Source organism: Pseudoduganella sp. R-34 (assembly GCF_049904655.1).
Lineage (GTDB): Bacteria > Pseudomonadota > Gammaproteobacteria > Burkholderiales > Burkholderiaceae_D > Rugamonas.
This window is the reverse complement of record NZ_CP184572.1, coordinates 2,972,949-2,985,057: the sequence shown is the minus strand read 5'-3', so window position 1 is coordinate 2,985,057 and position 12,109 is coordinate 2,972,949. Positions and strand designations below refer to the sequence as shown.

12 protein-coding genes and 1 tRNA gene are annotated in these 12,109 nt (G+C 61.2%); 2 read left to right on the top strand and 11 right to left on the bottom strand.

The window, feature by feature from the left end:
* Positions 1 to 77: 77 nt before the first annotated feature.
* Positions 78 to 2,000 (bottom strand): glycoside hydrolase family 97 protein, encoded by a 1,923-nt coding sequence (locus ACN9MW_RS13890; protein ID WP_426171525.1) that lies wholly within the window; start codon positions 1,998 to 2,000, stop codon positions 78 to 80.
* 219 nt (positions 2,001 to 2,219) lie between these two features.
* Here ACN9MW_RS13890 and ACN9MW_RS13885 point away from each other — a divergent pair, with 219 nt between their 5' ends.
* Positions 2,220 to 4,355: a TonB-dependent receptor gene (locus ACN9MW_RS13885; RefSeq protein ID WP_426171523.1), complete on the top strand. Its 2,136-nt coding sequence runs from the start codon at positions 2,220 to 2,222 to the stop codon at positions 4,353 to 4,355.
* On the opposite strand, the gene ACN9MW_RS13880 is transcribed toward ACN9MW_RS13885, so the two are convergent.
* The 3 genes from ACN9MW_RS13880 to ACN9MW_RS13870 form a co-directional block, all read right to left on the bottom strand.
* Positions 4,352 to 4,642 (bottom strand): hypothetical protein, encoded by a 291-nt coding sequence (locus tag ACN9MW_RS13880; protein WP_426171521.1) that lies wholly within the window; start codon positions 4,640 to 4,642, stop codon positions 4,352 to 4,354. The two genes, ACN9MW_RS13885 and ACN9MW_RS13880, sit on opposite strands and share 4 nt — an antisense overlap.
* Positions 4,643 to 4,749: 107 nt before the next feature.
* Complete coding sequence (locus tag ACN9MW_RS13875; RefSeq protein ID WP_426171520.1) at positions 4,750 to 5,223, bottom strand: hypothetical protein; 474 nt, start codon at positions 5,221 to 5,223, stop codon at positions 4,750 to 4,752.
* Positions 5,224 to 5,241: 18 nt separating this feature from the next.
* The gene (locus ACN9MW_RS13870; RefSeq protein WP_426171518.1) at positions 5,242 to 6,321 is read right to left on the bottom strand and encodes an extracellular catalytic domain type 2 short-chain-length polyhydroxyalkanoate depolymerase; all 1,080 of its coding nucleotides are present in this window, start codon (positions 6,319 to 6,321) and stop codon (positions 5,242 to 5,244) included.
* A gap of 257 nt (positions 6,322 to 6,578) precedes the next feature.
* Between ACN9MW_RS13870 and ACN9MW_RS13865 the strand changes: the two genes are divergently transcribed.
* Positions 6,579 to 6,827 carry a hypothetical protein gene (locus ACN9MW_RS13865; RefSeq protein WP_426171517.1) on the top strand — a complete coding sequence of 83 codons (249 nt, stop codon included), beginning with the start codon at positions 6,579 to 6,581 and terminating at the stop codon, positions 6,825 to 6,827.
* A 32-nt stretch (positions 6,828 to 6,859) separates the two neighbouring features.
* Here the strand turns inward: ACN9MW_RS13865 and ACN9MW_RS13860 are convergent, their stop codons facing one another.
* The 7 genes from ACN9MW_RS13860 to tilS all read right to left on the bottom strand — a co-directional run bounded on the left by ACN9MW_RS13860 (position 6,860) and on the right by tilS (position 12,096).
* The gene (locus ACN9MW_RS13860; protein WP_426171516.1) at positions 6,860 to 7,357 is read right to left on the bottom strand and encodes a hypothetical protein; all 498 of its coding nucleotides are present in this window, start codon (positions 7,355 to 7,357) and stop codon (positions 6,860 to 6,862) included.
* A gap of 75 nt (positions 7,358 to 7,432) precedes the next feature.
* A complete protein-coding gene (locus ACN9MW_RS13855) occupies positions 7,433 to 8,089 on the bottom strand; it encodes a substrate-binding periplasmic protein (protein ID WP_426171515.1) in 657 nt (218 codons plus the stop codon).
* Positions 8,090 to 8,196: 107 nt separating this feature from the next.
* On the bottom strand, positions 8,197 to 8,556 hold the full coding sequence (locus ACN9MW_RS13850; RefSeq protein ID WP_426171513.1) for a hypothetical protein: 360 nt from the start codon (positions 8,554 to 8,556) through the stop codon (positions 8,197 to 8,199).
* Positions 8,557 to 8,632: 76 nt separating this feature from the next.
* A complete protein-coding gene (locus ACN9MW_RS13845) occupies positions 8,633 to 9,139 on the bottom strand; it encodes a hypothetical protein (protein WP_426171512.1) in 507 nt (168 codons plus the stop codon).
* 66 nt (positions 9,140 to 9,205) lie between these two features.
* A tRNA-Ser gene (locus ACN9MW_RS13840) sits at positions 9,206 to 9,298 on the bottom strand.
* A 91-nt stretch (positions 9,299 to 9,389) separates the two neighbouring features.
* The gene (locus ACN9MW_RS13835) at positions 9,390 to 10,637 is read right to left on the bottom strand and encodes an aspartate kinase (protein ID WP_426171510.1); all 1,248 of its coding nucleotides are present in this window, start codon (positions 10,635 to 10,637) and stop codon (positions 9,390 to 9,392) included.
* A gap of 136 nt (positions 10,638 to 10,773) precedes the next feature.
* Positions 10,774 to 12,096: a tRNA lysidine(34) synthetase TilS gene (tilS, locus tag ACN9MW_RS13830; RefSeq protein WP_426171508.1), complete on the bottom strand. Its 1,323-nt coding sequence runs from the start codon at positions 12,094 to 12,096 to the stop codon at positions 10,774 to 10,776.
* Positions 12,097 to 12,109 lie beyond the last annotated feature (13 nt).

Sequence of the window (12,109 nt, the reverse complement as noted above, 5' to 3'; positions counted from 1 at the left end):
GCCGCAATTGCGATAATTCGCAAAACGATGGATGAAATTCAACACCCCCGGCCATGCGACCGGCGTGCTGCCTTTGCTCAAGGCAAGCGCTCGATGATCGCAACCGCGCCGCCAGCCCCTGCCAGCCGCAGCGACAGCACATCGCGTGAAGTCACCTCGCGCACAACGCGATACACCGCGTTCGGCGTGTCGCCGTCTTGCCACACGGTGGCGCGGTAGCGGCCTTCGGGCAGGAAGCCGAGCGCCACGCGCTCGACCCGCTCGCCCTCTTCCGCGCTCATCGCCCCCAGGTACCAGCTGTCGCCTTTGCGCCGCGCCAGCACGATGTCCTGGCCCGGCGTGCCGGACAGGAAGCGTGTGTCGTCCCAGGCGGTCGGCACGCGCTGCACGAAATCGAAGCCGTCGGCATCCTGGTATGCGCCGGGATCGTCCGACACCATCTGCAGAGGGCTGTCGTACACCACGTACATGGCCAGCGCCTGGCCCCGCGTGGTTTGCGCTTGCGGGTTCACCTCGCGCACGGCGAAGCTGGCAGGCGTGCCGTTGCGGAAGCCGCCCGGCGTGTAATCCATCGGCCCGGCCAGCATGCGGGTATAGGGCAGCATCAGGTTATGACGGGGCGTGATGCTCTTGTCCATCTTGTTCCACTCGGCGCCGCGCACGCCTTCCTGGGTAATGAAATTCGGATAGGTGCGCTGCAAGCCGGCCGGAACATAGGCGCCGTGCAGGTCCAGTAGCAGCTTGCGCCTGGCCGTCGCCTCCGCGACCCGGTAGTAGTACGCCACAATATCCTGGTCGTCCCGGTTCATGAAATCAATCTTGACGCCCTTGATGCCCCAGCGGGCATAGGTGTCCAGCACTTCATCCATGCGCTGCGCCACGTGCTCCCAGTGGGCCCACAAAATCAGGCCCACGCCTTTGGCGGCCGCATAGCGCACCAGTTCCGGCATGTCGATGCCATCCGCCGCGCGGGTGATATCGGTGCCCGGCAGCGCTATCCAGCATTCCGGGCCGCTGCCCATCGCCCAGCCGGCATCGATCAGGTAGTACGGCAATCCTGCGGCGGCGGCGAAATCGATGAAGCGCTTATAGCTCGCCATGTCCGGCTTCATGCCGGCCAATGGGCCCGAATACCAGTCCCAGGCTGCCTTGCCCGGCTTGACCCAGCTGAAGTCCCCTGCCGGCGCCGGATTCAGGTTGCCGACCAGGTGCGAGCCGATCAAGTCGCCGACGCGGTCTCCCATCATCACGACGCGCCACGCGGTGGCCAGTCCTGCCGGCGAGACGAAGGCCGGCGCGCTGCGCTCCGGCGGCGCCGACAGCCGCAGCTTCAGGGCATTGCCCTCGCGGATAAGCGATGCGCCGGTGTAGCCGCCCAGGTTCGACTGCGTGATGGCGTAGGCGGTACCGCTGGAAGGCGCGGTGCACACTACCGGCACGTCGTACGCCTGCCCGGCGCGCAGTTGCGACAGCTGCATGCGCTCGAACGATGCTTCGTGTGCCCGGTCCGCTACAGTCACCAGGCATTCCGGATCGCCTGCCGGAACGAACGCCGTCTTTTCCCCGCGCAGCCGCACCGGCTCAGTACCATCAATACGGTATCGGAAGGCCACGCCGTCGTTATAAGCCCGCAGGTCGATCGACAAGCGGCGCCCTGCAGCTCCCCGCTCGCGGAACACCAGCGTCGCACCGCGATAACGGTCCGCCGCTTGCGCCGACTTGGTAGCGATCAGCGGAATGACCTGGTCGACTTTGACGTCCTTGCGCTTTTCCAGCACGAGCGCGCCCAGTTCAGGGACGCCATCGAACTCCAGTCCGATCGGCGACGGCGCAATCACCGTCTGTCCGCCGCGTGAAACGCTGAAGCGGCTGGCATCCCGTTCGATCCGGATTGCCGTTCGCCCATCCGGCGACGAAACGATTAACGGTGCAGCCGCGGCGCAAGCCGGCGGCAAGAATGCGGACGCGATCAGCGCTACAGGCAAGGATGTTTTTATCATGTCGATTCGGGGGAAGATTGGCGGTAGGCTGGATTGTGCAAGCAACGGCACACGCCAAACAATTGCGAAATTCACCGAGCCGTACAACGATATTTCAGGCTGGGGCCCGCGCACTCGGCGTTGACAGCAGCAGCTTGCGCGAATGATAATGAGAAACATTCTCACCTCAGCCAGCAACCTGCCAGCCCTTGGTCATCGCAAGTCGTCAAGGAGCTCCCAGTGCAGTCGTACCAGCCATTCCCGTTCAAATACCGCCCGCTGGCCGCAGCCGTCCTGTTTGGCCTGTCCGCACAAGCGCAGGCGCAAACCAAGGGCCAGGACCAGCAGGATCCCGTTATCGAAACCGTCGTCATCCAGGCTTCCCGCTCGAATGTCGCAGCGGACAAGGCGCCGCAAACGGTGGTGGTCATTACCCGCAAGGAGATCGAACGGCAGTTGGCCATTTCGGGCAATTCGTCCGATGTATTGAGCAGCATCCTGCCCTCGTACACGCCCAGTCGCGGCAAGATGAACGGCTCCGGCGAAACGCTGCGAGGCCGCACGCCGCTGATCCTGGTCGACGGCGTGCCGCAATCGAATCCGGTGCGTCCGACCGGCCGCGAAGCCCACACCATCGACTACTCCATGGTGGAGCGCATCGAAATCGTACAGGGCCCGAACGCCATCAACGGCCTCGGTGCAACCGGCGGCACCATCAACATCATCACGCGCCGCCCGGAAAAAGGAACGATGAACCAGCATGTCGACGTGCAGGTCACCGCGCCGACCACGCATGTCGAAGGCGACACCCTGAACTACAAGACCAGCTACCGCATTGACGGCCGGCTGGACAAGCTGGACTACCTGTTCGCCGCTTCCTATGAAGACCAGGGCCTTTACCTGGACGGCAAAGGCCGCAGCATCGGCGTCGACGTCACCCAGGGCGACCTGATGGACTCACGCAGCTACGACGTGCTGGCCAAGATCGGCTACCGTCCGGACGACCAGCAAAAGCTGCAGTTCTCCGTCAACCGCTACCGCATCAAGTCAAAGGCCAGCTACCTCGGCGTGGCCGGCGACCGCACGCGCGGCTTTCCTTCCACTTCGGTGGAAGGCACGCCGCCCGGCGTTCCGGCCTGGAACGACGTGTCGACCAGCAGCGCCAGCTACAACCACTTCGATTTGGCGGGCATGGAATTGTCCGCCATGGTCTTCAACCAGGAATTCGTCGGCCTGTTCGGCGCCGACAGATCAGCTACGTTCCAGGACGTGAAGATCGCACCGCGCGGCACTTTATACGATCAGTCGCGCGCCGTCGCTTCCAAGTTCGGCAGCAAGACCGGCCTGACCAAGGCTGGCCTGCTTGACGGCCGCATGAAGCTGACCGTAGGCTTCGATACCCTGTCCGACAAAGGCAAACAGGACATGTACCTGACCGGCCGCACCTTCGTGCCCGAATCGAAGTACACCAATCTTTCGCTGTTCCTCCAGGGCGAATACAAGGTGTTCGACACCCTCACCCTGCATGCCGGCGTACGCCGCGAAAACGCCGACCTGAAGGTGGACAGCTACCGCACGCTCGCCGCATACAACAATACCTTCGTCGAAGGCGGCAAGATCAAGTTCAATGAAACGCTGGCCAACGCGGGCCTGGTGCTCACGCCCGCCAAGGACGTCACCATCTATGCCAGCTATTCCGAAGGCTTCGGCCTGCCGGACATCGGCCGCACCCTGCGTTCCATCAACACGCCCGGACAGAAGATCAGCAGTATGCGCAACCTGGAGCCGATCCTGACCGAGGGCATCGAGCTTGGCACCCGCGTGCGCAATGGCGACTGGGACCTGGACGCCGCGTACTACCGCTCCGACTCCGATTTCGGCGCGCGCGTGATTTCGGTCAATGGTGTCTTCAACATGGCGCGCGAGAAGACGCGCCTGGAGGGCTATGATGCCAGCGCAACCTACCGCTTCAGCAAAGCGCACCGCGCCAGCATTGCCTACGCCTACACCAAGGGCCGCTACGACAGCAACAGCGACGGCAGCCTGGATGCTAAGCTGGACGGCTTGAACGTGGCTCCCAACCGCCTGATCGCAAGCTGGAGCGCCGACTGGAGCGACAAGCTGTCCACCTTCGTCCAGGTGCAGCACGCCTTCAACCAGAGCTTCGACGATCCGGCCAAGGAATTCAGCGGCTATACGCTGGCCGACGCATCCCTCGGCTACAAGCTGGGTAAAGGTGAGCTGCGCGTCGGCATCGCCAACCTGTTCGACAAGGACTACATCACTTACTATTCGCAAAGCGCCCTGGTTGAACCGGCCCGCTATTTCGCAGGACGTGGACGCAGCGTAACACTAGGCTATTCGCTGGGCTTCTAGGCGCAGGCGCCTTCATAAGCGATCGTTCGCGGCGCGCGCGTCCCCATATCGGGAAACGCCTCGCAATGAACGTAGTCGGCGTCCTTGAACTCAATGGCGGTCTTGCACTGCGTTTCCGTCACCGCAGGCAGCGAAAGCTTGCCTGCGCGCTGGACTTTTCCGTCCGGCTCGACCCAATAGCGCTTATCGCCATATTCGAACATCAGCTGATTGTCGCGCACAGCGACCGGAGTGGCGTCGACCGGAATCGGCCAGCCGGATCGCCTTTCCGGAGGCGTCCATTTCAACGGCCTTTTCGGATGTGAGCCGTCCCTTGCCGATCAGGGCAAGGAACAAGTAACGCATCTAAAATCCGGAAACTGAAAGTCGCCGGATATTAGCTTGTCAATAACGCCTAGCTTGCTTCGATTGAAGTCTTCTGGCTCGCCCAATATCCGTAATCGACGTGGATGTTCTCCATCAGCTCAAACAGGCTGGTCGCCTGGTTGGTCAACAGCAGCGTCCATTGCGAAAAGAAGTTGCCCTGCTTTTCCACCATCTTGGACATGGTGTTGGCATGGCGGATCAGGGCATAGTCCTCGGCCAGGATGGCGCAGCCCTGGCGCCAATCGAGGTTCTGCTGGTGCAGGCGCTGCATGACGGCCGCCTGCAGCTGCAGCCATTCGCTCCAGACCTGCGGATCACCGAAGCGGCTCGCCAGCCCCGCCGACAATACGCTGTTGTGCAGCATGCGCGATGCCTGCCGCTGCGCCAGCCTGCCGGCCTTGATTGAGACAGCCAGCGGCGCGATGGCCCGGGACTCGCGCAAGGCGGGAACGCCTGGCTTATCGATCGACTTCAAACCGACGGAAACGGGAAGTTTGCTCATATCGTCCTCCAGGGTCGCTCAGGCGCAAAGACGGTCGAGCATGGCGTGGATCGCCTTGATCTGCACCGCTTCGCGCGAATAGTAGTCGGGAGCTTGCGGATTAGCGCTGGTATAACCCCACCAATCCCAGCAACCATCCGGGTTCTGCACGGCGTCATTGTCCGTACCCTCGGCCTGTGGATACAGCACGATGATGTCGTTGCTCTCCGCGATGTGGTTGTAGCCGGTGGTGGTGAAATAGCGGTTGCCGTACGGCGGCTGGTTGGCGATATCGGCGCGGCCGTTGACGTAATCGGTGTAGTTGTAGCCCTGCTTGCAGCCATGCAGCGCGATGTGCACGCGCGGCTCTTTCACCTTCCCTGCCGCGACGTTGGACGGGATGTAGATATAGCCGAACTGGCTCATGCTGGCCCGGTCAGTCGCGTCGGCAAAGAATTCGGTCTGGTCGAATCGCAGCAATTGGCCGGAAAGGCTTTCCGCCGCGGGCTGCAGGTCGCTGTAGATATGGCGCAGGATGTCGTGCGATTGCATGAAGCCGCCATTATTGATGTAGGGCGGCTGGTTGGTGGACAGGCCCGAATCCTCCGGGTTGTCGGTGATGATGCTGTGCCCTGCGGGCACATTGTCGACGTAACGGATATTTGCCGGCTTCACGCCCAGCAGCTCATAGAACTTGCGGGTCCGCGCCACCACGTCCGAATCGACCACGTCGTCCGCGCTGCCAGTGAAGATATAGAGGCGATCGTCGGCAAGATTGGCCACCGCATCGATCATCCCTGCCTTTGCCGTCTGCCGGGCCATGTCCGCGAGCTTATGCGCATCCGGCGACACCTGCGGGATCAGAGGATTCATGCAGATGTACAGCGAGTTTTCGATGCAAGCATCTTCGGCAGTCATCATGTCGTCCGGCCGGAACACCTCCGCACACCGGAACGGCCCGCCTGCAATGATGCCCGCGCCAGCGAAGCTTGACGAATGGGCCAGGTGAAGCTGCACCGTCATGAATGCCCCTGACGATAAGCCGGAGATCGAGTTGTTTCGCCTGGATGCCTTGTAAGAACCGAGTTGGACGACCTTGCTGCTGGAGCTTGCGACCATGCTGAGCCTCCTGATAAGCAGTTGGTTGATGGACCGAATGGGAATCGCCGCAATGGCGTCTAGCGACTATATCGTCGCGCGGCTCGTCGACAATTGAGCTTGCGCAAACCAGATTAGCAGCGGATTCGACTGGAAAGTTCACGCATTGTTGCGAACAGGGCGCTAAGCTCGTGAACTTTTTTCGCGGCGTACTGTCTAATCTCAAATCCTGTTGCTCATGGGTGAGTCAGAGTTAAGACTCATATATGGGGGAAGACATGGACTTCGAAGGACGCATTGCGAGAACTGAAGCAATTATGGAAACCAACCGACAAGACATTGATCGCCTGTATGCTGCCATAACTGAACTGCGAAAGCTGATCCTTGAACGAACCGATCGCCTGGAGGATGGGTTCAAAGAAATACGTCGCGAGATCAGTATTAACCAGCGCTGGATGATCGGGCTGACGCTCGCCAACACGACAATGATTCTTGGCCTCGGCGGCAAATTGTTCGGCCTGTATTGACCGCCGGGGCATTTCATTTCCTAAGCGAGAAGTTATTGCGAACCGGAAGGCTTGCGGTATCCCGATTCCATCCACGCCGTCGCACTTGCGACACTCAGCTTGAAATTCGGCGCTACCCGCACCTGTGCCTGTTCTTCGCCAAATGGATCGAAGGCGGTCAGGGTTGCGAAGGGATCGTCTTCATCCGGAGTGATGTCGAGGTTGACGGTGATGTAGGCGGCGCCCTCGGTGTGGACGCGCACGCTGCGGTGCAGTTGGGCGTGCAGTTGCTGCTCGTGGCGGCGGATCACTTCACTGGCGGTCTTCACCAGGGTGTTGAAGGCATTCACATCCAGCGGCTTCGGGTTCTTCTTGTCGCGGCCCATGGTCCAGGGACCGACCAGCGCCGGTTCCGCCTCGCCATCCTTGATCATCGCCACCGCCCAGCCATCGTCATCTTCATTCTTGATGACGCGCGCAGTCCAGCCGTTGTCCTGCCAGACGCGGTCTTCCTGCACCAGCACTTCCTCTTCCATCAATTCATCGATCATCGCGGCTCCAATGTTAGCTTGCTGAAAATACTGTGATTATATACAGTTATTTATTTCCAGCAAGTAGCGCCACGATCAGTATCGCCCGGCGGCCAGGTCGGCCATGTGTTGGTCGTACTTGCCCGATTCCTTCAGCTTACGCAACCCACGGTTGAAACGCTCGATGTAGCCGGCATTTTCGGCGTCGGCCCGCCGCATGATCAGGCGGTATTGGGTGCTGTTGTAGCGTCCCGGCGCCACGGTAATGCCGGCGGCTTCTTCCGGTTTGAATTTCGTGCGCAGGATGTAGCGGCCCACATCAAGGCTGGCAGGAACGACATCCACGCGCCCGGCCAGCAGTTTGCGCAAGTTGAGTTCTTCGGTGGAGGCGCGGTCCAGGCGAACACCCGGCACTTCCTCGAAGCGGTATTCGTAGCCGGCCACGCCGCCGATACGCAGGCCGGCCAGGTCGGCATCCTTGGTCCAGGTAAAGTTGTAGCCTTTGCGAAGGAAAAACACCGACTGGGCTTCCAGCACGGTGTCGCTGGACAGGAATTCGCGTGCCCGCTCAGTCGTCAACGGCCCCACGCTCCAGACCACCGAGCCGTTGACCAGCCCACGCTGCGCTTCAGCATAAGCGCGCGGCCAGGGGCGGAACACATATTTGACGGTAATGCCTTCCAGCGCGAACGCTTCGGACACGATGCGCGACACGGCGCCGTAATGCGGCAAAGTCTCGGACAGGTAAGGCAACCACTCGCCGTTACTGAGCGTAATAGTCTCCGCCCGCGCCCACGGTGCGGCGAGTAAGCAAACCAGGAGTGACTTCCAATGCATCACTCCAGCATAGCGCAGAATCCTCAGTCTTTGCCGAGCGACCACTGCCCTGCACCGCCAAGCGCGGTTGCAGTCACGACGAGCAAGAGGAACAGGGCATGCAGGTTGCCCAGGACGGGCGCGCCGTGAATCCAGCCAAGCACGATCGGCAAGCCCACCACCAGGGTCAGGACAGCACTGGCGTAAGGCATCAGGAGGCCGATCATGATCAGTGCGCCGCACAGCATCTCGGTCAGGTGCAAGGCCCAATAGCCGGCACCGTTAAGGCTGGATGGGAAGCCGGAATGCCGCAGGGCCTGGAAGCCCATGAGGATGGCCATGCCGCCAATGGCGAGGCGGAGGAAGAAGCGGGATGCATCGAGACGGGTTTTGGAAACTGCCATTTAGAATCTCACGAATATTTGAAAAGGGACGCTGCGCCGCGCGATTTTCGCACCCGGCAAGCGCCCCATCAAGGGCCTACTTCTTCGGGTTGATGATTTGTTTCAGCAGCACGAACACTTCGTGGCGAATCGCCTGCTCGTTCTCCTTGAATTCGCGATCGGCCTTGATGTAGGCAGGTTTCTTCATCGCGGCCTGTTCGGCGGGCGTTGCCTTGGGGACGGCTGGGTAAAGCTGGGCGCCGCTGTTGTAGATGCTGTCCAGCGACTTCTTGCCGTAGCTGGACTCGTAGAAGCGCGTCATCTCGGTCACCGTCTCCGGGCTAAGGAGGCGGGCCACCGGCGTTGCCAGTCCAGCGTAGATGGTTTCCGCCGGCGTTGCCATCACTTTGTCCATCACCCGGTTGCGCTCAGCGTCCGATGCGTAGCGGCTCATGCCTGCGGTCATGCGCATCATTTTCTCGGCTTGCATCGCCGCCAGGAGGTCGTGCGTGGCCTTGACCTGCCTGGCATCGGGATTCGGGTTGGCTGCATGGGCGCTCACTGCAAGCGAGGCGGCAAGCAAGATTGCAGAGATCAACTTCATATCATTCCTTTTGTTGAGTATGAAAACAAAAAGCCCCGAGTTTCCTCGGGGCTTTTTGCTTGAATCTGGCGGAGGCGGTGGGATTCGAACCCACGATACAGGTTTTGCCCGTATGCTTCCTTAGCAGGGAAGTGCCTTCGGCCACTCGGCCACGCCTCCTCGTTGAACTGTTACTGCGTCAACGCGACCGCAATATTAAAGACCGATACCGCTTTGGTCAAGGATAATACGGAAGTTTTTTTGGAAATATTTATTCTTTTTCCAGTTCAAATGCCTTGTGCAGTGCACGCACGGCCAGCTCCATGTACTTCTCGTCGATCAGGACGGAAATCTTGATCTCGGAGGTGGAGATCATCATGATGTTGATGCCCTCTTCCGCCAGGGTCTTGAACATCTGGGAAGCCACGCCGACGTGCGAACGCATGCCCACGCCGACCACGGAGATCTTGGACACTTTGGCGTCGCCCACCAGGGTGTGGTGGCCGATCTCGCCCTTTTCGTTGTGCAGCACGTCCATCGCCTTCTGGTAGTCGTTGCGCGACACGGTGAAGGTGAAGTCGGTCTTGCCGTCCACTGCCTGGTTCTGGATGATCATGTCGACTTCGACATTGGCTTCGGCCACCGGGCCCAGGATGTGGTAAGCGATGCCTGGACGGTCTGGCACGCCCAGGACGGTGATTTTGGCTTCGTCGCGGTTGAAGGCGATGCCGGAGATGACTGCTTGTTCCATGTTTTGGTCTTCCTCAAACGAAATCAGGGTGCCCGAGTTGGCTTCTTCCGCCAGATCCATCAGCGGATCGGTCAGCGAGGACAGCACGCGGGTCGGTACGCGGTAGTTGCCGGCGAATTCCACCGAGCGGGTTTGCAGGACTTTGGAACCCAGCGAAGCCAGTTCCAGCATCTCTTCAAAGGTGATCGCTTTCAGGCGGCGCGCTTCGGACACCACGCGCGGATCGGTGGTGTAGACGCCATCGACGTCGGTGTAGATCAGGCATTCGTCAGCCTTCAGCGCGGCGGCAATCGCAACGGCCGAGGTATCGGAACCACCGCGGCCCAGGGTGGCGATGTTGTCGTTCTCGTCCACGCCCTGGAAGCCGGTGATGATCACAATGCGGCCCTTCTCCAGGTCTTCTCGCACGCGGCCGTCTTCGATCGACTGGATGCGGGCTTTGGTGAAGGCGGAGTCGGTTTTAATCGCTACTTGCCAGCCGGTGTAGGAAATGGCGTCCTTGCCGATCGCTTGCAGCGCCATCGACAGCAGGCCCACGGACACTTGCTCGCCGGTGGAGGCAATCATGTCCAGTTCACGTGGGTCGGGCGGGTTCTGGATTTCCTTGGCCAGGGCAATCAGGCGGTTGGTTTCGCCGGACATTGCCGACGGCACTACGACCACCTGGTGTCCCGCGTCGTGCCATTTGGCGACGCGACGCGCGACGTTCTTGATGCGTTCCGTCGAGCCCATCGACGTGCCGCCGTACTTGTGAACGATTAAAGCCATGCTGATTTTTCCGCATTGATGTGATAAAGGGAGCCCTTTACTCTACATGCTGCGTTGCAAAATCTCAAGTCAAAAAGCTCATACACTCATACCTAATTGGCATAAGTTCATATGTCTAGACAGGTGTCGGCAAAAATTATTTGGTTTCCCAGCGAAACACCAAACGATGCCCGGCGCCCGAGCTCAGTTTGCGGCAATCCATGCCGATACCGGCGGCATACAGGATATCGCCGGGAATCGATACCATGGGCAGGCGCTCGCGCTCCCAGGCTGGGATGCCCAAGGTCTGGTAGTGCTGCTTGAGTGTGCGCGTGGGGCGGTTGCGGGCGGGCTTGAGCTTTTCGCCGCCCTTGCGCAGTTCGATCGTCAGCATTTGCTGGCGCAGCCAGTCGGGGTCGAGGCCGACCGGCGCCAGCTCAACATGCAGCGTGCCGCCAAAGGCCGGGAAGTCGATGCTGCCCTCTCCGTTCCAGCGGAAGCTTGCGCGCTGCCCGGCGTCGGCCTCGGGTTTGCGCGGCACGAGGTAGAGGCGGTCGCGGTGGCGCCGCACTTCGCAGTCGGGATGGGTAACCTTGAGGTTGGCGTCGTCGCGCGCGGTCAGGGCCTGCTCCTGCATTTCGGCCAGCCAGCTGGCCGATGGCAGGCGGATGCCGCGCTCGGCGAACCAATGGCGCAGCAGGTTGGAGGTGCGGTCGGCGCTGAGCGTACGGACCTTGGCCATGTCGAGGCTGTCCTCGCCGGCCAGGCAGGCGCGCAGGTCTTCGGCGGCCTGCTCGGTCAGCAGGCGCTGCGCGGATTGCGCGTGGCGCGCGCTGCGGGCGAAGCGCTCCTGGTACCCGGGGAAGGCTTCGGCCAGGCGCGGCATGACTTCATGGCGCAAGGCGTTGCGGGCGTAGCGCGTGTCGGCGTTGGACTCGTCTTCGATGTAGGCAATGGCGTTTTCGCGTACGTAGTCTTCGAGTTCGGCACGGCTGGCTTGCAGCAGCGGGCGGGCCAGTAGCACGTCAGGGGTGCCGAGCAACGTTGGGGCGCGATTGAAGGCATCCATGCCGGACATGCCGGCCGGACCGGCGCCGCGCAGCAGTTGCAGCAGGATGGTTTCTGCCTGGTCGTCCAGGTGGTGGGCGGTCAGGAGCAGGTGCACGCTGTGCTCAGTGCAGAGTGCTCCCAAGGCTGCGTAACGGGCCTTGCGGGCGGAGGCTTCGCTGCGGTCGTCGAGGGTGACGCGGCGGCTGGCGAAGGCGATGTTCAGGCGTTCGCATTCGGCGCGGGCATGGGCTTCCCAGGCATCGGCGTTGGGACTCAGGCCGTGGTGGATGTGGAAGGCGTACAGTTTGCGGCCGCTCGCTGCAGCCATGTGCAGCAAGGCGCTGCTGTCCAGGCCTCCGCTGTAGGCGATGGCTGTAGGGCCTTGCGGGAGTTCGGCGAGGGATTGCAGGAGGATTTGTTGGGCGCGCATAATTCAAAACCGG

What these genes read in the sequence shown, in the direction of transcription:
- ACN9MW_RS13890 (WP_426171525.1), bottom strand. Translation starts at nt 2,000, where the DNA reads ATGATAAAAACATCCTTGCCTGTAGCGCTGATCGCGTCCGCATTCTTG.
- ACN9MW_RS13875 (WP_426171520.1), bottom strand. Translation starts at nt 5,223, where the DNA reads ATGAGCAAACTTCCCGTTTCCGTCGGTTTGAAGTCGATCGATAAGCCA.
- ACN9MW_RS13870 (WP_426171518.1), bottom strand. Translation starts at nt 6,321, where the DNA reads ATGGTCGCAAGCTCCAGCAGCAAGGTCGTCCAACTCGGTTCTTACAAG.
- ACN9MW_RS13865 (WP_426171517.1), top strand. Translation starts at nt 6,579, where the DNA reads ATGGACTTCGAAGGACGCATTGCGAGAACTGAAGCAATTATGGAAACC.
- ACN9MW_RS13860 (WP_426171516.1), bottom strand. Translation starts at nt 7,357, where the DNA reads ATGATCGATGAATTGATGGAAGAGGAAGTGCTGGTGCAGGAAGACCGC.
- ACN9MW_RS13850 (WP_426171513.1), bottom strand. Translation starts at nt 8,556, where the DNA reads ATGGCAGTTTCCAAAACCCGTCTCGATGCATCCCGCTTCTTCCTCCGC.
- ACN9MW_RS13845 (WP_426171512.1), bottom strand. Translation starts at nt 9,139, where the DNA reads ATGAAGTTGATCTCTGCAATCTTGCTTGCCGCCTCGCTTGCAGTGAGC.
- ACN9MW_RS13835 (WP_426171510.1), bottom strand. Translation starts at nt 10,637, where the DNA reads ATGGCTTTAATCGTTCACAAGTACGGCGGCACGTCGATGGGCTCGACG.
- tilS (WP_426171508.1), bottom strand. Translation starts at nt 12,096, where the DNA reads ATGCGCGCCCAACAAATCCTCCTGCAATCCCTCGCCGAACTCCCGCAA.